The organism is Lysobacter sp. CA196 (assembly GCF_052078695.1).
Lineage (GTDB): Bacteria > Pseudomonadota > Gammaproteobacteria > Xanthomonadales > Xanthomonadaceae > Lysobacter.
This window is the reverse complement of record NZ_JBQJIN010000029.1, coordinates 38,793-57,835: the sequence shown is the minus strand read 5'-3', so window position 1 is coordinate 57,835 and position 19,043 is coordinate 38,793. Positions and strand designations below refer to the sequence as shown.

Here is a 19,043-nt window from a genome sequence, read left to right as displayed (position 1 = left end):
GTGGTTGAGTCTGGCCTGTTCGGCCGCGTTGTCGGCCCAGGCGCAAGTCGCGGCGAAGCGCGAGGCGATCGATATCCCGGCGGGGGAGCTGGTGTCGGCGCTGGATGTGTTGGCGAGGCAGTCGGGGGTGCAGTTCGTGTACCGCGCCGACCGCTTGAAGGGGCTGCGTACTCGCGGCGTGCAGGGGGCGATGTCGGCCGAGGCGGCGCTCGACCGCCTGCTGCTCGGCAGCGGTCATGTGGCGCGCCGCGATGCGTCGGGGGCGATGGTCATCGTCAAGGAGCCGCCGCCGCCGAAGCCGCGCAAGAAGACCTCGCTGGCGCCGATGGGGGGCGGCGCCGACATCGTCGCGGCATCGCCGGCGACCGAACTGGAAGGGGTGCAGGTGACCGGCTCGCGCATCCCGCGCAGCCAGATCGAAGGCCCGGCGCCGATCACGGTGATGACCGCGCAGGAGATCCAGGCCAACGGCTTCACCACCGTGCCCGACGTGCTGCGGGCGATGACCCAGAACGGCGGCGAGACTCAGAGCCAGCAGTCGGCGAGCGCCGCCGACTTCTCGCCGGGCGCGCAGCAGGTCGATCTGCGCGGGCTCGGCCCGAACCACACCCTGGTGCTGGTCAACGGCCGCCGCATCGCCGACTTCCCGATGCCGTTCAAGGGCCGCAGCAACTTCACCGACATCTCGAATATTCCCTTGGGCATGGTCGACCGGATCGAGATCCTGACCGGCAGCGCCTCGGCGATCTACGGCTCGGACGCGATCTCCGGCGTGGTCAACTTCATCCTGAAGAAGCGCGCCGACGGCACCACCGTCGACTTCCGCCTCGGCGACAGCACCCGCGGCGGCGGCGAGTCGTTCAACCTCAGCGTCTCCAGCGGTTACGGCAACGACCGCTTCAACGCGGTCTATGGCTTCGAGCTGCAGGTGCAGAACCCGCTGTGGGCCTACGAGCGCTCGATCCAGGACTCGACCCGCGACGCGCCGACCGCAAGCACGCGCGCCGCGCGCCGCGCGTTCCTGCGCACCAATTGGTACGACGAGTACCTCGACCCCGGCGCCGCCTGCGACCCGCTGGCCTCGCTCAACGGCGGCACCACCTACCGCGCTTCGCGTCCCGGCTGGGGGCCGGACGGCGAGGACGGCCACTACTGCGGCAGCGACGAGTCGATCGGTTACGGCACCATGATCAACAAGCGCGAAGGCCTCAATGCCTACGCCTCGTTGAGCTACGCCTTCGGCGACGCCAGCGAATGGTTCGCCGACCTGCAGCTGGGCTACCACGAGTTGTCGATGTACCGCGACGTCACCGAATGGAGCTACCAGGCCCCGGACGGCAACGAGGCCGGCTATTTCCACAACCGCGCCACCGATCAGGTCGAGTACTGGCAGCGGCAGTTTTCGCCGGAGGAAATGGGTGGGCTGGATCGCGGAATGATCCGCAACAGGCAGCGCACTTTCAGCCTCGCCACCGGGTTCAAGGGCCGCTTCGGCGAGGCCTGGGACTGGGAAGCCGCGCTGAGCCATTCGCAGTATCAGTCGACGATCAGTTGGCCGCAGATCGTCGCGTCCCGGGCCAACGATCTGTTTCTCGGCCCGCAGCTCGGCGTCGACGACGACGGCTTCGCGATCTTCGACGCCGACCCCGAGCGCCTGTACCGGCCGTTGAGCCGGCAGGAGTACGACGCCATCGCCGCGCGTTCGACCTATCGGCCGAAGTCGCGCACCGACGCGCTGTCGCTGACCCTGACCAATACCGAGCTGTTCGCCCTGCCGGCCGGCGCGGTCGGCTTCGCCGGCACGCTCGAACTCGGCAACCAAAGCTACGACCTGCGCCCCGACCCGCTCGCCACCGGCTACCACTACTACAGCTGGCGCGATTCCGACGGCCGCGGCAGCCGCGACCGCTGGGCCGCGGCGGGCGAATTGCGCGTGCCCTTGCACGAGCGCTTGAACCTCAGCGTCGCCGGCCGCTACGACCAATACCGCTACGGCGGCCACGACATCGACAAGTTCACCTACAGCGCCGGCCTGGAATGGCGGCCGATCGACTTCCTGCTGCTGCGCGGCTCCTACGGCACCGCGTTCCGCGCGCCGGACCTGCATTACGTGTTCGCCGGCGAAGGCAATCAGGAATCGAGTGGGATCGACTATTACCGTTGCCGCAGCGAAGAGCCCGACAGCGATCTCAACGATTGCTCCTACGGCGACGAAGGTCTGGTCGTCACCCGCAGCGGCAACCGCAAGCTGGAACCGGAAACCAGCACCTCGTGGACCGCCGGCGTGGTCTGGTCGCCGCGGCCGAACCTGGACTTCTCCGCCGATTACTTCGATATCGACTTGAGCGACCAGGTCCAGGACCTGCGCATCGACGACGTGTTGCGCGATGAAGCCGGCTGCCGACTCGGCACGCGCGCCGATCGCAGCGCGGTCGATGCCGGCTCGCCGACCTGCGCCGATGCCCTGGCGCGGGTCCGGCGCACCGGCGAAGGCAAGCTGTACGGCGTTTACGTCAACCCGATCAACATCGCCCGCGAACGCACCAGCGGCGTCGATTTCAGCACCCACTACCGCCTCGACACCGGCCTGGGCACCTTTCGCCTCGGCGCCAGCTACACCTGGGTACGCGAGCATGAAAGCCAGCAGTACGCCGGCGACCGCGTCGAAGACCAGTTCGCGGTCAACAGCGGTTTCGACATCCCGCGCACCAAGGCCAGCGCCAGCGTGAGCTGGGAAAAAGAGCGCTGGTCGGCGACCGTGCACGGCGAGCGCCTGGGCCGATTGCCGAGCGGGGATTCCTACAACGAGATCTACGAGCCCGACGGCGACGCCCGCGCCTGGATCGGTGCGACCTATCGCTACAACGCCTCGTTGCGTTATCGCTTCAGCGACCACGCCCAGTTGTCGCTGGCGGTGACCAACCTGTTCGACAAGCTGCCGCCGAAGGATGCGACCTACAGCAGCTATCCGTATTACGACGTGTCCTGGTTCGATGCCGTCGGCCGCCAGGTCTTTCTGCAGTACACCCACAAATTTGGCGGCCGAGCTTTATAGGCCAACCCCGCGTCCCGCGGCAAGGATGGCCGCGGGGCGATTTTCCATCGGCCGGACGCGGGCAGGCGCATGCCGCGAGGTCAGTGTTGCGCGGTGCGCGCGACGACGAAGATGCGGCGGAACTCGAACCAGGTGGTGCCGTCGCTGCGCGGCGGATAGGCGCGGTCGAGCCGCGGCGCCAGCTCGGCGCGGAAGCGCTGCCAATCGGCGCCGTCGAGCACGGCCTGGATCGGCCGCAAGGCGGTGCCGCTGATCCATTCCAGCACCGCGTCCGGGCCGGACAGACGCTGCACATAGGTGGTTTCCCAGGCATCGACCTCGCAGTCCTGGCTCGCCAGCAGTTCGGCATAGGCGCGCGGCGCCTCGACCGAGCTGCCTTCGCGCAATTCGACCGAGCCCAGCAGCGGCGCCCACGACGCGCTGGCCGCCAGCTCGCGGACCAATACGTGGGAGGGCGCATCGAAGTTGCCCGGCACCTGGATCGCCATCCACGCGCCGCCCGGCAGTTCGCGGGCCCAACGCCGCAGCAACTCGCGATGCTCGGGCACCCACTGCAGGACGGCATTGGAGACCACCACGTCGGTGTCGGGTTGCGGCAGCCAATCGCGTATGTCGCGCAACTCGGCGGCGACCCCGGCCGCTTGCGCCGCCTCCACCATCTCCGGCGAGTTGTCGCTGGCTTCGAGCGTGGCCTTGGGCCAACGTGCGGCGAGCGCGCGGGTCAGGTTGCCCGGGCCGCAGCCCAGGTCGACCACGCGCCGCGGATGCTCGGCGCGCACGCGTTCGATCAGGTCGAAGAACGGCCGACCGCGCAGATCGGCGAAGTCGAGGTATTTCTCGGGGTCCCACATGGCGAGCTCCGCGAACCGATGGTCGCTGTCTTGGGTGGTCCGTCTTCGTGCACGCGCGGCCTGCGGTCGGGCAGGCGCGCTGCGGAACTCGGCGTCGTAGTTCACGCTCAGCATTCCATCACCGACGTTAACGCGATGTTGAATCGTGTAGACGATCACAACCGGAGCGTGAGCGACTAAGGCCTTCGGCAAGCCTATGAACGAACGGTCATAAACTTCGTCGCCGCATCGATTATCGTGCCGCGCACAGGGGGCTTCGTCCTGACCGGAGCCTTGCACCATGAGTACGAAACCTTCCGTAGACGCTACGACACTGCCCTTGAGTTACTGGGCGTTGAACTATCGTCATGCGGCGTTCTATCGCGATGGCACCCGGTTCGAGGACTACGCACCGGCGATCTATCTCGGCATCACCGCACAGATCGAGAATCCGCGCCTCGTCTTCGACGACGTGGTGCCCGAGCTGGAAGCGCGTTATCAGCAGATCTGTTCCGGATCGACGCTGTCCTGGTCGCAGGCCGCCTCGGCGGCGGAAGCGGCGTGGACGCGTGCGCGGATGATTTCCGGCGCGGCCCGCGCCGCGTTCGAAACCGAGCTCGCGCGGCGTCGCGCCGCCTGAACCCGGCGATGCGCGCCCGTGGCGGTCGGCCCGGGCGCGCAGATCGTCCCCATGTAAGCGGGCCTGGGTTCAAGCGCGAGCGTCGTACCAGCCCTTGCTGGCATTGACGATCCGCACCACCGACAACATCACCGGCACTTCCACCAGCACGCCGACCACGGTCGCCAGGGCGGCGCCGGAGTGCACGCCGAACAGGCCGACCGCGGCGGCCACCGCCAGTTCGAAGAAATTGCTCGCGCCGATCAGCGCCGACGGGCCGGCGACGCTGTGCGCCACGCCGAGCTTGCGATTGAGCAGATAGGACAGGCCCGAGGTGAAATACACCTGGATCAGGATCGGCACGGCCAGCATCGCGATGATCGCCGGCTGGGCCACGATCTGCCGGCCCTGGAAACCGAACAGCAGCACCAGCATCAACAGCAGGGCGGCCAGCGACAGCGGCCCGAGGCGATGCAGCAGCTTCTGCAAAGCCGCATCGCCGCCACGGCGCAACAGCAACTTGCGCAGCAGCATCGCGATCGCCACCGGTGCGACGATGTACAGCCCGACCGAGAGCAGCAAGGTCGACCACGGCACCACGATCGACGACAGCCCCAACAACAGGCCGACGATCGGCGCGAACGCGACCACCATGATCAGATCGTTGAGCGCGACCTGGCTCAGGGTGAATTCCGGGTCGCCGTCGCACAGGTGGCTCCACACGAACACCATCGCCGTGCACGGCGCGGCCGCGAGCAGGATCAGGCCGGCGACGTAGGAATCGAGTTGCTCCACGGGCAGCCGATCGGCGAAGGCATGGCGGATGAAGATCCACGCCAGCAACGCCATCGAGAACGGTTTGACCGCCCAGTTCACCAACAAGGTCACGCCGATGCCGCGCCAATGCCGCCGCACCTGCGCCATCGCGGCGAAGTCGATCTTCAACAGCATCGGCACGATCATCAGCCAGATCAACGCCGCCACCGGCAGGTTGACCTTGGCGACCTCGGCCTCGCCGAGAGCCGCGAACAGGTCCGGCATGGCATAGCCGAGCGCGGTGCCGGCGACGATGCAGGCCAGCACCCACCCGCTCAGGTGGCGCTCGAACGCGCCCATGCGCTTGGACAACGGTGCCGGCGCGGCGGCTTGCGCGGCCGCGCTCATGCCTGCGCTTGCTTCGGGCTTGCGCAACTGCCGGCCTGCGGATCGCAGTTGGCGGGCGCGCACTGCTCAGGCTGGCCGCCGCAGCAGTTGCGGGTCAGGAACTCGATCAGGCCGTTCATGGCGCCGAAGTCGGCGCGGTAGCAGATGTAGCGGCCCTGCGACTCGCCCTGGACCAGGCCGGCGGCGCTGAGCTCCTTGAGGTGGAAGGACAGGGTCGCGCCCGGCAGCGCCAGGGTCTCGGCGATCTCGCCGGCCATACGGCCGGCCGGGCCGGCCTCGACCAGCAGGCGGAAGATCGCCAGGCGGGTGGACTGGCCCAGGGCGGCCAGGGCGGTGGTAGCTTGATTGATTTCCATAATTCCAGAATAGTAGAAACGACAATAGACCTCAAGCCGACCCGCCATGACCCAGCTGCCCCATCTCGTCAGCGCCGCGCTCGATCTGCCCGACCTCGACAAACTCGCGCCCACCGGCGCGACTCATCCGCCGCGGATCCTGATCCTGTACGGCTCGCTGCGCCCGCAATCGTTCAGCCGCAAGGCCGCGCTGGAAGCCGAGCGCATCCTGCGTCACTTCGGCGCCGAAACCCGGGTGTTCGACCCGCACGATCTGCCGATTCTCGACAGCGCCGGCGCCGACCACCCCAAGGTGCGGCAACTGCGCGAGTGGTCGCTGTGGTCCGAAGGCCAGGTCTGGGTCAGCCCGGAGCGCCACGGCAGCCCGACCGCGGTGTTCAAGAACCAGATCGACTGGCTGCCGCTGGAGGAGGGCAGCGTGCGCCCGACCCAGGGCCGCACCCTCGCGGTCATGCAGGTCTGCGGCGGCTCGCAGTCGTTCAACGTGGTCAATGCGCTGCGCGTGCTCGGCCGCTGGATGCGCATGATCACCATCCCGAATCAGTCCTCGGTGCCGAAGGCCTGGCAGGAGTTCGACCAGCACGGGCGCATGAAACCCTCGCCGTATTACGATCGCATCGTCGACGTGATGGAAGAACTGTTCAAGTTCACCTTGCTGCTGCGCGACCGCAGCGACTACCTCGGCAGCCGCTACAGCGAACGCAAGGGCGACCTCGCCGCGCAGGCGTTGGCGGTGGCTTCCGGCGCGGTGGCGCTGCCCGTGGGCGCCGCTGCGGAGAGCGCCGCGAACGATGGCGCGAACGAGGCCGATACGAACACCGCAACCCGCCCCAGCAGCGCTGCGCGCACGCCGTCGGCATGCTGCGGCAGCGCCTGCGCCTCCAACCAGAGCTGAGCTATGGACGTCACGATTTATCACAACCCCGCCTGCGGCACCTCGCGCAATACCCTGGCCCTGATCCGCCACGCCGGCATCGAGCCGACCGTCATCGAATACCTGCAGAACCCGCTCTCTCGCGCGGCCCTGGTCGAACTGATCGCCGCCGCCGGCCTCAGCGTGCGCGAAGCCATGCGCCAGAACGTAGCGCCCTACGTCGAGCGCGGCCTCGACGATCCGGCGCTGTCGGACGGCGCCCTGATCGAAGCGATGCTGCGCGATCCGATCCTGATCAACCGTCCCTTCGTGGTCAGCCCGCTGGGCGTGCGCCTGTGCCGCCCGTCCGAACTCGTGCTCGACCTGCTGCCGCCGATCACCCGGCCTTTCAGCAAGGAAGACGGCGAAGTGATGATCGATGCCGATGGGCGTCGGGTGTCGTGAAGCCGGGCCGAGCGATCGGCGAAGATACGCGCGATCCCCTACCTGCTTGGTGCCCATGATGACGTTGGCCATACGCCGCATCGCCCCCGACGAAACCGCCGCCGTGCGCGCCTTGCTGATCGACAGCGGCCTGCCGGTCGAGGACCTGTCCGGCGCCGCGATCGAATTCCGCATCGCCGTCGAGGACAACGGGGCGATGCTCGGCGTGGTCGGCATCGAGGTCTTTGATGAGGCCGGCCTGCTGCGCTCGCTGGCGGTCGCACCGCAGGCGCGCCATCGCGGCATCGGCCACGCCCTGGCCGCGTCGCTGGAAACCGACGCGCGTGCGCGCGGCCTGCGCCAACTGGTGTTGCTGACCCAGACCGCCGAAGCCTTCTTCGCCCGCCGCGGCTACGCCGTCATCGACCGCGCCGCCGCCCCGGCCGGCATCCAGCGCAGCGCCGAGTTCCGCTCGCTGTGCCCGGCCTCGGCGGTGTGCATGAGTTTGCTGCTGGAGCCGGCGCGGTTTGGTTGACGATTCGGCTGAGAATTATCCGAGCAGCGAGTTTCGCGCCTCGGTAGATCAGGCGGGACCCGAAGCGGTCTAGGCCACCTTGTAGTCAAGCTTGAGCGCCCGCGTCGCCGCTGCCAGCCACCTCTCGCGATCGCTCCGCCCTGCGTCCTCATCCGGCCGCGGACTGCGTTAGTCGTAGGAGGCAGGACAGAGATGGATCTCGGCTATGGCGGTTTTGGAGTGGTTGGAGTCGCCGCGGGCGACGGTTACGAGCGAGCCTGCGGTCGAAGCCTCCGGGTTGCCGCCGCCGACCGATGAGGGAACGGCGTTCGGGTCGCAACAGGCCGATATAACCGCGTTGCTGCAGCGTTGGGGTGCGGGCGATGCGCAGGCGCTCGATGCCTTGCTGCCCTTGGTCTACGCCGATCTGCGTGCGATCGCGCGGCGCGAGCTGTACGGCCACCGCGGTCACGACACTTTGCAGCCGACGGCGTTGGTCAACGATGTGTTTTTGCGTCTGCTCGGCAGCGATCGGCCGCAGTGTCTGGGCAGCCGCGCGCACCTGTTCAATACCGCGGCGCGGATCATGCGGCAGTTGTTGGTCGATCGGGCCCGACGCGCGGCGTGCGACAAGCACGGCGGCGCCTGGCGGCGCGACGATTTTGCTTATGCGCTCGATCTGCCGATCCCGGAGCGCACTTTGCTGCCGGAACTCGACGTGGCCTTGGATGAGTTGGCCAAGCTCGACGAGCGCATGGCCAAGGTCGTCGAGCTACGTTATTTCACCGGGCTCAGCGTGGCCGAGGTCGCGCGTTTGCTCGAGGTCGAGGAGCGCACGGTCTATCGCGACTGGGCCGCGGCCCGCGCCTGGCTGCGCGAGCGTTTGTCCGAATGACGGCGATGCCTGGTTCCGTGTCGGCGGCCGTGAGCTTGGCCGGATCATGACGCTCGACGACGCCTTCGAACGGCGTGCCTTGCAGCTGTTTCGCCAGGCGCTCGACTTGTCGCCGGACCAGCGCGACGAGGTGCTGGCGCGTGCCTGCATCGGCGACATGCCCTTGCTTGCGCGGGTGCAGGCCTTGCTGGCGCAGGTGAACGAATCGGAAGTCGACTCCGATCCGGCAAGCGCATCGCCGCAAGACGCTGCGAGCGCGATGACGCTCGGTCCTTATCGGCTGCTCGAACGGATCGGCCGCGGCGGCATGGGCGAGGTGTTCCGTGCCGAGCGTTGCGATGGCGCGTTCGAGCGCGAGGTCGCGCTGAAGCGCATCTGGAACAACTTCGCACCCTTGACCGAGCGCTTCCTGCGCGAGCGCCAGGTGCTCGCGCGGCTGCAGCACGCCGGCATCGCCCAGTTGTACGACGGCGGGGTGACAGAGGCGGGCCAGCCCTGGTTCGCGATGGAGCTGGTGCGCGGGGAACCGATCACCCGCTGGTGCGCGGTTCGATCAGCGACGATCGAGCAACGCGTCGCGCTCGTGCGGCAGGTTTGCGCAGCGGTCGACTTCGCCCACCGCGCCCTGATCGTGCATCGCGACCTCAAGCCGGCCAACGTCCTGGTCGACGACGCCGGCCAGGCCAAGCTGCTCGATTTCGGCATCGCCAAGTGGCTCGACGAGGCCGACCCCGAACAAGCCCAGACCCTGGCGATGACGCCGGCCTGGGCCGCGCCGGAACAGCGCGACGGGCGCCCGGTCACCACCGCGACCGACGTCTATCAGCTGGGCATGCTGCTGCGGGTGCTGCTAAGCGACGACTTGCCAGCGCTCGGTTCGGTGCCGACCCGGCTCGCGCAGGCCTTCGATGCGTTGCGCGAGCGCGACGCGGCGGGCGCGCAGGCGGTCGCGCGGGAGCGGGCGGCCACGCCGGAGCGTTTGCTTAACCGCCTGCGCGGCGACCTCGACTGCATCGTCGCCCAGGCCACCGCGCTGGCGCCGCAGGAGCGTTATCGCAGCGCGGCGGCCCTGGCCGACGACTTGCAGCGTTGGTTGGAGCAGCGGCCGGTGCAGGCGCGCGGCGACGACCGGGTCTATCGCTGGCGTCGGACATTGCGTCGGCATTGGCCCACCCTGACCGCCGCGACGGCGATGCTGCTGCTCGCGAGCGGCATGGCCATCTACCATTTCGCCAGGCTCGGCGACGAGCTCGAGCGCACCCGCGTCGCCCGCGATCAGGCTGCGGCCGCGCAAACCAGGGCCGAGGCGCAGCGCGAACAAGCCGCGGCGACCGCCGAGTATTTCGTCGATCTGTTCAAGCAGGCCCGGCCGCGCGAGACCACCAGCGGCGAGGTCTCGGCGCGGGCGCTGATGGCGGCCAGTCTCGAAGAGCTGATGGCCGATCGCAAACGCGACCCGTTGGTGCGCGCATCGCTGCTGGCGGCGAATGCGCGCGCGTCGAGTTACCTCGGCCGCGAGCCGGACGCCGAACGCGCCGCGGCCGCGGCCATCGCGCTGTGGCAAGCGCATCCGGACGCGGATCGCGAAACCCTGATCAAAACCCGCTGGCGGCGCGTCGGCTACCTGCATCACCTGCAGCGCGACGACGAAGCCGAGCGCGAGTTGCGGATCGCCATCGCGCAGGCGGCGCGGATCGTGCCACGCGATCCCGACCTGCGGACCAATCTCGAACTGGCGCGCGCCAATCTGGCGAGCAGCCGCGAAGACACCGGTGCGGCGCGCAGCGCCTATGCCGAAGTGTTGCGCCTGACCGCGCCTGCGCTGCAGCGTCCGCCGGCTTGCCGCGCGCATTACGGTGCGCTGGCCAACCTGGCGATGCTGGACATCGACGAGCACCGGCCGGTCGAGGCGGAGCGGCGTTTGCGCCGCGCCTTCGCGATGATCGGCCCCTGTGGCATCCGCGACCGCGCCGACGGGCTGATCCTGCGCCGTGTGCTCGCGGTGGCGCTGATCGACCAGGCGCGGCTGGCGGAGGCGCGCAGCCTGATGAACGAGGTGCTGCGCGAGTCGCGCGCGCATTTCGGCGCGACCGATTCGTTCCTGGCCCATGCCGTGTTCGTGCAGGCCTTGCTCGAGGTGATCGAACGGCGGCCGCAGGCGGCGCAGCCGTTGTTCGTCGAGTTGTCCCGTATCGACGAGGCGACGTTGCCGCCGACCAGCCCCAGGCGCCACGCCGGCGCCGGCCTGCGCGCGCTCGCCCTGATCGCCGGCGCCGACCGGATGCGCAGCGGCGACGTTGAGGCGGTCAACGCCTTGCACGAGGCGGTGCGGGCCTTGCAGGCGATCGTCCGCCACGACACGGCTGCGACGCAGAAGTTTTCCGCGAACGAACGCGCCAGTCTCCGCTTCCATGCCCTCGCGCTGGCCTATGCGCAGTGCCGGCTCGACTCCTCGTCGCCGGCGCGCGCGAACTTCGCCGTGGCGCGAACCGCCGCTGGCGCCATGCGCCCGTGGCGCACCCGCCTCGGCGAGGAGTGGCATCGGCGCTGCGGCGGCTGATCGGATCGCCGATTCGCCTGGCGCCAGGCCGCCATTCGCACACCCATCGAATCCGGCCGTCGCCGCCGCTGGCCGGCCGGCTTAGCTCCAACCTGGCTCGCCGCCGGTTCGACGCCGGCCTCGATGCCGGCCGACGCCTCCCGGTCCGAACGACCGCGCCGGCCATGTCAGGTTTCGCGGCCTCGTCTCGTACCCCTTATGCCACCGACGTGGCATCCCTCGCTCAGGTATCGGGTCGTAACGGACTGCGACGACGCAACGGCAACGCATTCGCATCGAACACCGCTGCCTTCCACCAGGAGTTTTCTCATGCAGCTCATCTTTCATCGCAAGCCGGGGCGGCGCCTGCCGCTGCTGTCGACCGCGCTCGGCGCGCTGTCGCTCGCCCTTGTCGCGACCGCTTTACCCGCTACGGCCGCGGCCGCAGCCGGGCAGGCCTCGGTCGTACAAGGCCGCACCAACACGCTCGCTTCGTTCAGTCCCACCGTTTATTCGGACGGCCTGCAGCGCCAGTACCTGGTCAAGAACGGCCGCGTCTACAAGCGCACCGAACCCAACTGGAACATCTGGGAGAACATCACCGCGGCCTTCAACACCGTCCGGCAGGGCATCGGCGAGATCACCGCGTTCGACGTCGAGCTGTACCGCGACGGCCTGCATCGGCAGTTCCTGACCCGCGGCGGCCATGTCTACCGGCGCATCCAGACCGGCGTCGACCAGTGGGGCGCCTGGGAGAACATCGACGCGGCGTTCCCGGGTACGGGCAGCGCGCCGATCAGCTCGTTCTCGGTGGCGGTGTACGCCGACGGCCTGCAACGTCAGTTCGTGGTGCGCGGCGGGCAGGTGTTCCGCCGCACCCAGACCGCGAGCGGCGGCTGGCCGGCGTGGGAAGACATCACCTCGGTGTTCTCGGGCGCGGGCAGTTCCGAGGCGACCATCACCGCTTTTCACGTCGCGCTCTACAACGACGGCAAGCTGCGCCAATTCGTGACCCGCGGCGACCAGGTCTATCGCCGCACCGAGCCGAACTGGAACACCTGGGAAGACATCTCGTCCCTGTTCGACGGCGTCGGCCGCTCCAGCGACCCGCGCGTCGACGAGCCGATCCATAAGCGGGTCATGGTGATCGAATTCAATCCCACCATCCGCAGCATGAACCACCAGCGCCTGAGTCAGGCGAAAGGCTGGTACGACCCGCGGGTGCTGGAGCAGCAGTACATCCAGTTCCTCGAACAGGCCAGCAGCCAGGTGGTGCAGTACTCGATCGCCGAGCACGTGTTCGTCGATGCATTTACCCCGCGCACGCAGAACCCGATCTATACCGAAGCGACCTATCTGAAGTGTCTGGCCGACGAGCCCGACACCTGCCCGCTGCAGAACGATTTCGACTACGTCAGCGTGCTGCGGCAATACGACGTGTGCGAGAAAGCCAACGCCGGCGAGATCGACGAGCTGTGGCTGTGGGGCGGGCCGTACTTCGGCTACTTCGAAGCCAATATGGCCGGGCCCGGTGCGTTCCCGACCAACGGCGATCCGATTCCCGTCGAACTCACCACCTGCGAGGTCAAGCTCAACATCATGGGCTTCAACTACGAGCGCGAGCCGGAGCGGATGTTGGAGGACATGGGGCATCGCGTCGAAGGCACGATGAAACACCGCTTCGGCCGTTGGGCGAACAGTCCGCCGGCGCCGCCGCCGGCGATGTTCCCGCCCGATGCCAACCTGCTCGAACGCTTCACCGCGCGCGGCTTCGATGCCACCACCGCGGCTTGCGGCAACATCCACGGCAGCCTCAACACCCCGCAGTACGATCCGGCCAACCGCTGGGGTTACGACTTCACCAACGGCCATTACGAGTACAACACCTGCGACGACTGGGAGAACTATCCGAGCCTGACGCCCGGTGCGACCACGCTCAACAACTGCACCAAGTGGGGCGGACCGCGTTGCACCTTCCCGGACGGCTACCGCGCGGCCGACCGAGGCTGGCATTTGTACTGGCTCGGCAAGGTGCCGAACTTCGTCGGCCGCCACCTCAACGTGCAGAACAACTGGTGGTGGTACGTGATGGACTGGGACGTGGTGGCGCCTTAAGCGCGGTAGCTGGGCGCGACATCGAAGCGACGGGCGGGGCGCAAGCCTCGCCCGTTCCTTGTTATGGCCGTCGCAATCGCTTGCGCAAGCTTCAACCCGTCGATCGGTCGACCAGTGTCGCCAGCTTCTTCGGCGCCAGCACGCAGTAGCTCTCGGTCAACAGGTCGGCGACTTCGTCCCAATCGGTGGCGCCGTCGAGGATCGTGCCGACGATGTTCGGAAACCACACCGGCCGGAAGAACGGCGCACGTTTGAAGCACGGCGCATCCGCGCGCGGCAACGGCAGGCGAAAAGTCAGCACCGTCGCGGGCCCTTGCGTGCCCGCGGCTTGTGCGTAGACCGGCGGCCAACCCGCGGCGATCGTCAGCACATGGGCGAAGTTCTTCTTGCCGATCATCCAGCGCGTGCCGACCCAGGCGCGCTCCTCGTGCGCCTCGGGCAAGCCGAGGCAAATCGATGAGAGCCGGGTCACGATCGCGGTGGAGACGTCGGGGTGGTCGGCCATGACTCGGTCTCGGGAGCGGGGCAGAGCGGATTCTGCCGGTTTCGCGGCGAAAGCGGCGACGGCCCGCCTTCACCCATAAACGATCGCGACGACTCCATTCGGATTGGAGCCCTGCTCCACCATCACCCCGGTGACGTTTCCTTCGTAGCAGACCTCGCGCAGCGGCGCGTGATTGCGGTCGTCGAAACCGGGTGCGATGCCCCTGTCCTGGGCGTAGTACTGGCAGTAGATGGGCGGCGGCGATTCGTTTTTCTTGCGCTGCGTGGTCACCGCGATGTAGAAGCCCTCCAGCGATTGGCCGCCGACGCCGCCGAACAAGGTGAAACCGACGCAATCGTAGTTCTTCTTGTCGACCGGGTTCATGATCGACTTGGCCGCCGGTATCGTGGCCGACAGCGGCAAGATGTTGGGCAGACCGTTCGGGCCGAAACGGAAGTCGATGTTTTCCAGGTCGGTGGATGCGGTGTTGAACAGCACGCCCTGGAGATGCAGCTTGATGTTGAAAATTTCGATCAGGTCCAGCACCAGGTTGTACAGGCTGATGCCGATGCCGATCTCGGTCATCGCCGCGCCGGCGATGCCTTCGATCAGGTCGTTGGCGAAATTGTTGCCCGGGTCGTTGGGGTTGCTGGGGATGTCGGGCAGGGTGTACTCGCGGGTCGAGATGATGCCGGTCGCGTCCTGGTAGGCCCGCAGCAGGGCCATCATGTCCGCGTGCGGACGCAGCCCCCTCTTGAACGCCTCATGCGCCGCGGTCATGTTGGCGAGGAAGGTCGTCACCGCGCCGGGCGCCGTGTGCGGATTCTTCAAGCCCTCGCTGAGCGCCTGGAAGGCCGCGCTGTCCTTCCTGACCCAGGTGACGTGCGAGTACTGGCAATCCGGATAGCTCATGGTCGTGTCCTTTCTGGGTGATGGCAGGGCGAGGCGAAGCGCTCGGCGCGTTGCGCACGAGCGCGGTGGCCGGCGGGGCCGGATCTGAACTTGGTCGCCGCGCAAGACGGGTGGTCTCACGCGGGCCCGGCCGTCCTCGCCTGGATCAACGTTCCCCAACGCTTCCAAGAGGCGGGTGGCACGGCTTCGTGCGTGTTAACGGGGCCGGTCAGGGCAAGCGGCCATTCGGGGGCCATGCTCCGAACGCGAATGCACCGGAATGGGCCGGCGTTTCCAGGCCCGTGGCGGCTCTTGCCAACGCCGCCGGCGCTTTGCACTAGTATGGTGCAATGCCCTCCGATCCCCTGCCCACGCCGGACCTCAGCCTCGACAGCCTGACCACGCCGATGGCCTGGAGCGACGCGGCCGGGGCGATCATGGGCTGCAACATCGCGTTCTCGCGCTGGTTCGGGATCGGCGCGCGGCGCCTGCTGGGCTGGACCCTGGCCGGACTCGATGCCGGCGACGGGCGCCTGGCCCTGGCCCTGACCCGTCAGGGCGGCGACGAAGCGCCGCTGCGGATGCGGCGGATGCGCCTGCGCTATGCCGACGGCGAGGACCGTTTCGCTGACCTGTGGCTGAGCCGCCGCGACGATGGCGGTTGGTTGCTGGAGGCGCACCCGGTCGACGAATTTCCCGGCGACGACCCGGCGCTGTTGCTGCCGTCGGCGCTGTCGGCTTCGTTGAAGGGGCTGGCGCACGAGTTGCGCAATCCCCTGGCCGGGCTCAAGGGCGCTTCGCAGTTGCTCGCGCGCCGGGCCGAAGACGCCGAGTCGCGCGAGCTGATCGAACTGATCGACAGCGAGGTCGAACGCCTGACCGAACTGGTCGACCGCCTGTTGAACCCGGCGCCGCCGCGGCCGCATGCCTTGCTCAACATTCACGCCGTGCTCGAGCGCGTGCTGCGCCTGGCCGAGGCCGATGCCGGCTGGGCGGTGCGGCTGGTGCGCGACTACGACCCCAGCCTGCCCGAGTTCGCCGGCGATGCTGACCGCCTGATGCAGGCGGTGTGGAACCTGGTGCGCAACGCGATCGAGGCCAAGGCGACCCACGTCAACCTGCGCACGCGCATCGAACGCGGCGTGCGCATCGCCGACACCGTGCATCCGATCGCGCTGCGCTTGGAGATCGTCGACGACGGCCACGGTGTGCCCGACGAACTGGCCGAGCAGTTGTTCCTGCCGCTGGTGTCGGGCCGCGCCGAAGGCAGCGGCCTCGGCCTGGCCCTGGCCCAGCAGGTCTCGCGTGAGCACCGCGGGTCGCTGGCCTACCGTTCGCGCCCCGGCCACACCGTATTCACCCTGCTGTTGCCGATGCAGATCGAAGCCGAAGAGGACGCGACATGAGCGCTGCACGCATCTGGGTCGTCGACGACGACCGTTCGGTCCGCTTCGTCCTGTCGACGGCGCTGCGCCAGGCCGGCTACGACGTGGACGGGTTCGAGAACGCCGGCGATGCGCTCGATGCATTGGAGCAACGCGGCGTGCCCGATCTGTTGTTCACCGACGTGCGCATGCCCGGCGACGGTGGCCTGGTCTTGCTGGAGAAGCTCAAGGCGCGTGCACCGTCGCTGCCGGTCGTGGTCATGAGCGCCTACACCGATGTCGCCAGCACTGCGGGCGCGTTCCGCGGCGGCGCCCAGGAATTCCTGTCCAAGCCCTTCGACCTGGACGATGCGGTGGCCCTGGCCGCGCGCACCTTGGCGGCGAGCGAGCCGCAGGAGCAGGCGAGCGCGGTCGCCGACGGCGCCGCCGCCGACAGCCTGATCGGCGACACGCCGGCGATGCTGACCTTGTTCCGCGCGATCGGCCGCTTGGCCCAGGCGCCGTTGTCGGTGCTGATCACCGGCGAGACCGGCACCGGCAAGGAACTGGTCGCGCGCGCGTTGCATCGCGAGTCGCCGCGCGCGTCGCGGCCGTTCGTCGCGCTGAATACCGCAGCGATTCCGGCCGAGTTGCTCGAAAGCGAATTGTTCGGCCACGAGGCCGGCGCCTTCACCGGCGCGCAGCGGCGCCATGTCGGGCGTTTCGAACAGGCACACGGCGGCAGCCTGTTTCTCGACGAAATCGGCGACATGCCGCTGCCCTTGCAGACGCGTTTGTTGCGGGTGCTGGCCGAAGGCGAGTTCTTCCGGGTCGGCGGCCGCGAATTGATCCGCGTCGACGTGCGGGTGATCGCCGCCACCCATCAAGACCTGGAGACTTTGGTCGCGCAGGGCCGGTTCCGCGCCGACCTGCTGCATCGCCTCGACGTGGTGCGGCTGCGCTTGCCGCCGCTGCGCGAGCGTCGCGCCGACGTGCCGCAGCTGGCCGAACGCTTCCTGGCTTCGGCGGCGGTGCGTTTCGCCGCACCGGCCAAGCGCCTGTCGAAGCCGGCGCTCGAACGCTTGATGGCGCACGATTGGCCCGGCAACGTGCGCGAGCTCGAGAACGTGTGCTGGCGTTTGGCGGCCCTGGCGCCGGGCGAGACCATCACCCGCCAGGACATGGACGACGTGCTGGGCGTATCGACCCAGACCGCGGCCAGCGCCACCGAGTGGGAAGCGCAGTTGTCGAGTTGGGCGCGTGCGCAGCTCGCCGAGGGGCGCGCGAACCTGCACGCCGATGCGCGCGAACGCTTCGATCGCGCGTTGTTGGAAGCGGCGCTCGAACACACTGGCGGGCGACGCACCGAAGCGGCGACACGGCTCGGCCTGGGGCGCAATACCTTGACGCGCAAGCTGGGGCCGGGGCGTCGCGGCGGTCAGTGACCGGGTTTTCGTTTCTGCCCCGGACGGTGTCGGACTTGCAGCAGCGCGATGCGTCGCGGTTGCGTTCGCACGAACATGCCGTGGTTGGCGGAATGCGGTCGCGGGCCGCGCGGGCTCGGCATTCGTGCCCATAATCGCTCATGCCCGTTGCGATGCCGGCGGTGCGGCGGCGCGTTTCACTTGCGCTGAACCTGCGCCGGGCTAGCGTCGAATCACCTTCTACGTGCGCCTGCTCGGCGCCGACGACAGGAGTCCCGCATGAACCCGATCCTTCGCATTTCCATCGCCACGGCCGTGCTCGCACTCGCCGCGTGCGGCGGCCAGACGACGCGGCCGACCGCGCCGGCCAAACCCATCGGTCCCAAGCCCATGTCCACCGCCCAAGCGGGCCAGGTCGTCCTCGCCTCGGCCTCCGGCAGCCTGGTCAGCGGCAAGCTGGCCTTGCGGCCGATGGGCGACGGCGTGCATTTCACCGGCGAGATCGGCGGCCTTGCGCCGAACAGTTCGCACGCGATCCACGTCCATGAGAAGGGCGATTGCAGCGCGGCCGATGCCAGCAGCGCCGGCGGCCACTTCAATCCGGTCGGCCAACCGCACGGCCAGGTCGATCACGGTCCGCACCATGCCGGCGACATGAACAACATCGTCGCCGACGCCGAAGGCGTGGCCAGGGTCGACGTGCATGCCAGCGGCGTGACCCTGGGCGGCAATGCGATGAACGATGTCGGCGGTCGCGCGGTGATCGTGCATGCCTCGGCCGACGACTACCGCAGCCAGCCGGCCGGTAATGCCGGCGCGCGCCTCGCCTGCGGGGTGATCAAGATTCTGCGCTGAGCCGGGCGCCGAGCCGGGCGACGTGATGCGGCGCATGCGATGGCGTCCCATGCGGGCGCCGTCGCTTTATCCTGTCCGCTCCGAACCCGTGAAGCCCGCCATGACCCGCCTGCGTATCCGCGAAGCCGTTCCGACCGACCGCGACTTGATCGCCCAGTGGATGATCGCGATGGCGTGGGAGACCGAACACAAGCGCCTCGACCCGGACACCGTGCGGGCCGGCGTCGCCGCCGGCCTGGCCGATGTGGCCAAGGCGCGTTATTTCGTCGCCATGCGCGAAGCCGACGTCGGCGGCCACGAAACTATCGCCGTACCGGCCGGCACCTTGATGTTGACCCACGAATGGAGCGATTGGCGCAACGGCGACTGGTGGTGGATCCAGAGCGTATACGTGGCGCAGGAGCATCGCCGCCAAGGCGTCTACAACGCCTTGCACCGCCACGTCGCCGCGCTCGCACAGGCGACCCCGGGCGTGGTCGGCTTGCGTCTGTACGTCGAGCGCGCCAATGCCAATGCGCAGCAGACCTACACGGCGATGGGCATGGTCGACGCGGGCTACGACATCTACGAGCAGCACACTTGATGCGGTGGGTTGTTTGCCGGCGTTCGTGCGGCAAGAGCAAATCCCCCACGACCGCTGC

General features: G+C 68.4%; 17 protein-coding genes. 12 read left to right on the top strand and 5 right to left on the bottom strand.

From position 1 onward, the window contains the following. Positions 1-265 precede the first annotated feature (265 nt). Positions 266-3,055 (top strand): TonB-dependent receptor plug domain-containing protein, encoded by a 2,790-nt coding sequence (locus tag ACTOWK_RS19735; protein WP_441331811.1) that lies wholly within the window; start codon positions 266-268, stop codon positions 3,053-3,055. Between the two features lie 80 nt (positions 3,056-3,135). Here ACTOWK_RS19735 and ACTOWK_RS19730 read toward each other — a convergent pair whose 3' ends face one another. After that, a complete protein-coding gene (locus tag ACTOWK_RS19730; protein ID WP_441331796.1) occupies positions 3,136-3,906 on the bottom strand; it encodes a trans-aconitate 2-methyltransferase in 771 nt (256 codons plus the stop codon). 280 nt (positions 3,907-4,186) lie between these two features. Here ACTOWK_RS19730 and ACTOWK_RS19725 point away from each other — a divergent pair, with 280 nt between their 5' ends. Then, entirely contained in the window at positions 4,187-4,525 is a 339-nt protein-coding gene (locus tag ACTOWK_RS19725) for a hypothetical protein (RefSeq protein WP_441331795.1), read from the top strand. Positions 4,526-4,594: 69 nt separating this feature from the next. On the opposite strand, the gene arsB is transcribed toward ACTOWK_RS19725, so the two are convergent. Together arsB and ACTOWK_RS19715 are read right to left on the bottom strand one after the other, a co-directional pair. Next, positions 4,595-5,620, bottom strand: coding sequence for an ACR3 family arsenite efflux transporter (arsB, locus tag ACTOWK_RS19720; RefSeq protein WP_441331810.1), 1,026 nt, complete (start codon positions 5,618-5,620; stop codon positions 4,595-4,597). A 44-nt stretch (positions 5,621-5,664) separates the two neighbouring features. Beyond that, complete coding sequence (locus ACTOWK_RS19715; protein ID WP_441331794.1) at positions 5,665-6,024, bottom strand: ArsR/SmtB family transcription factor; 360 nt, start codon at positions 6,022-6,024, stop codon at positions 5,665-5,667. A gap of 46 nt (positions 6,025-6,070) precedes the next feature. On the opposite strand from ACTOWK_RS19715, the gene arsH reads away from it, so the two are divergent. The 6 genes from arsH to ACTOWK_RS19685 all read left to right on the top strand — a co-directional run bounded on the left by arsH (position 6,071) and on the right by ACTOWK_RS19685 (position 13,384). Further along, positions 6,071-6,919, top strand: coding sequence for an arsenical resistance protein ArsH (arsH, locus tag ACTOWK_RS19710; protein WP_441331793.1), 849 nt, complete (start codon positions 6,071-6,073; stop codon positions 6,917-6,919). Positions 6,920-6,922: 3 nt separating this feature from the next. Beyond that, positions 6,923-7,342: an arsenate reductase (glutaredoxin) gene (gene arsC / locus ACTOWK_RS19705; RefSeq protein ID WP_441331792.1), complete on the top strand. Its 420-nt coding sequence runs from the start codon at positions 6,923-6,925 to the stop codon at positions 7,340-7,342. Positions 7,343-7,400: 58 nt separating this feature from the next. Continuing rightward, positions 7,401-7,856, top strand: a complete 456-nt coding sequence (arsN2, locus tag ACTOWK_RS19700; RefSeq protein ID WP_441331791.1) for an arsenic resistance N-acetyltransferase ArsN2 — start codon at positions 7,401-7,403, stop codon at positions 7,854-7,856. A gap of 205 nt (positions 7,857-8,061) precedes the next feature. Then, the gene (locus tag ACTOWK_RS19695) at positions 8,062-8,730 is read left to right on the top strand and encodes an ECF-type sigma factor (RefSeq protein WP_441331790.1); all 669 of its coding nucleotides are present in this window, start codon (positions 8,062-8,064) and stop codon (positions 8,728-8,730) included. Positions 8,731-8,776: 46 nt separating this feature from the next. Continuing rightward, on the top strand, positions 8,777-11,290 hold the full coding sequence (locus tag ACTOWK_RS19690) for a protein kinase domain-containing protein (protein WP_441331789.1): 2,514 nt from the start codon (positions 8,777-8,779) through the stop codon (positions 11,288-11,290). Positions 11,291-11,599: 309 nt separating this feature from the next. Next, positions 11,600-13,384, top strand: coding sequence for a hypothetical protein (locus tag ACTOWK_RS19685; RefSeq protein ID WP_441331788.1), 1,785 nt, complete (start codon positions 11,600-11,602; stop codon positions 13,382-13,384). A gap of 91 nt (positions 13,385-13,475) precedes the next feature. On the opposite strand, the gene ACTOWK_RS19680 is transcribed toward ACTOWK_RS19685, so the two are convergent. Next, positions 13,476-13,889 carry a hypothetical protein gene (locus ACTOWK_RS19680; RefSeq protein ID WP_441331787.1) on the bottom strand — a complete coding sequence of 138 codons (414 nt, stop codon included), beginning with the start codon at positions 13,887-13,889 and terminating at the stop codon, positions 13,476-13,478. A 69-nt stretch (positions 13,890-13,958) separates the two neighbouring features. Continuing rightward, entirely contained in the window at positions 13,959-14,780 is an 822-nt protein-coding gene (locus ACTOWK_RS19675; protein ID WP_441331786.1) for a hypothetical protein, read from the bottom strand. A gap of 329 nt (positions 14,781-15,109) precedes the next feature. On the opposite strand from ACTOWK_RS19675, the gene ACTOWK_RS19670 reads away from it, so the two are divergent. The 4 genes from ACTOWK_RS19670 (at position 15,110) to ACTOWK_RS19655 (ending at position 18,985) form a co-directional block, all read left to right on the top strand. Further along, entirely contained in the window at positions 15,110-16,165 is a 1,056-nt protein-coding gene (locus ACTOWK_RS19670; protein WP_441331785.1) for a two-component system sensor histidine kinase NtrB, read from the top strand. Next, positions 16,162-17,568, top strand: coding sequence for a nitrogen regulation protein NR(I) (gene ntrC / locus ACTOWK_RS19665; RefSeq protein ID WP_441331784.1), 1,407 nt, complete (start codon positions 16,162-16,164; stop codon positions 17,566-17,568). The genes ACTOWK_RS19670 and ntrC overlap by 4 nt, the downstream gene beginning before the upstream one ends. Before the next feature lie 258 nt (positions 17,569-17,826). Further along, a complete protein-coding gene (locus ACTOWK_RS19660) occupies positions 17,827-18,402 on the top strand; it encodes a superoxide dismutase family protein (protein ID WP_441331783.1) in 576 nt (191 codons plus the stop codon). Between the two features lie 100 nt (positions 18,403-18,502). Further along, positions 18,503-18,985 carry a GNAT family N-acetyltransferase gene (locus ACTOWK_RS19655; RefSeq protein WP_441331782.1) on the top strand — a complete coding sequence of 161 codons (483 nt, stop codon included), beginning with the start codon at positions 18,503-18,505 and terminating at the stop codon, positions 18,983-18,985. Positions 18,986-19,043 lie beyond the last annotated feature (58 nt).

Bases quoted from the DNA above. Each gene is read 5' to 3' on its own strand.
- ACTOWK_RS19735 (WP_441331811.1), top strand. From the start codon at position 266: ATGGTCATCGTCAAGGAGCCGCCGCCGCCGAAGCCGCGCAAGAAGACC.
- ACTOWK_RS19730 (WP_441331796.1), bottom strand. From the start codon at position 3,906: ATGTGGGACCCCGAGAAATACCTCGACTTCGCCGATCTGCGCGGTCGG.
- ACTOWK_RS19725 (WP_441331795.1), top strand. From the start codon at position 4,187: ATGAGTACGAAACCTTCCGTAGACGCTACGACACTGCCCTTGAGTTAC.
- arsB (WP_441331810.1), bottom strand. From the start codon at position 5,620: ATGGGCGCGTTCGAGCGCCACCTGAGCGGGTGGGTGCTGGCCTGCATC.
- ACTOWK_RS19715 (WP_441331794.1), bottom strand. From the start codon at position 6,024: ATGGAAATCAATCAAGCTACCACCGCCCTGGCCGCCCTGGGCCAGTCC.
- arsH (WP_441331793.1), top strand. From the start codon at position 6,071: ATGACCCAGCTGCCCCATCTCGTCAGCGCCGCGCTCGATCTGCCCGAC.
- arsC (WP_441331792.1), top strand. From the start codon at position 6,923: ATGGACGTCACGATTTATCACAACCCCGCCTGCGGCACCTCGCGCAAT.
- arsN2 (WP_441331791.1), top strand. From the start codon at position 7,401: ATGACGTTGGCCATACGCCGCATCGCCCCCGACGAAACCGCCGCCGTG.
- ACTOWK_RS19695 (WP_441331790.1), top strand. From the start codon at position 8,062: ATGGCGGTTTTGGAGTGGTTGGAGTCGCCGCGGGCGACGGTTACGAGC.
- ACTOWK_RS19690 (WP_441331789.1), top strand. From the start codon at position 8,777: ATGACGCTCGACGACGCCTTCGAACGGCGTGCCTTGCAGCTGTTTCGC.
- ACTOWK_RS19685 (WP_441331788.1), top strand. From the start codon at position 11,600: ATGCAGCTCATCTTTCATCGCAAGCCGGGGCGGCGCCTGCCGCTGCTG.
- ACTOWK_RS19680 (WP_441331787.1), bottom strand. From the start codon at position 13,889: ATGGCCGACCACCCCGACGTCTCCACCGCGATCGTGACCCGGCTCTCA.
- ACTOWK_RS19675 (WP_441331786.1), bottom strand. From the start codon at position 14,780: ATGAGCTATCCGGATTGCCAGTACTCGCACGTCACCTGGGTCAGGAAG.
- ACTOWK_RS19670 (WP_441331785.1), top strand. From the start codon at position 15,110: ATGCCCTCCGATCCCCTGCCCACGCCGGACCTCAGCCTCGACAGCCTG.
- ntrC (WP_441331784.1), top strand. From the start codon at position 16,162: ATGAGCGCTGCACGCATCTGGGTCGTCGACGACGACCGTTCGGTCCGC.
- ACTOWK_RS19660 (WP_441331783.1), top strand. From the start codon at position 17,827: ATGAACCCGATCCTTCGCATTTCCATCGCCACGGCCGTGCTCGCACTC.
- ACTOWK_RS19655 (WP_441331782.1), top strand. From the start codon at position 18,503: ATGACCCGCCTGCGTATCCGCGAAGCCGTTCCGACCGACCGCGACTTG.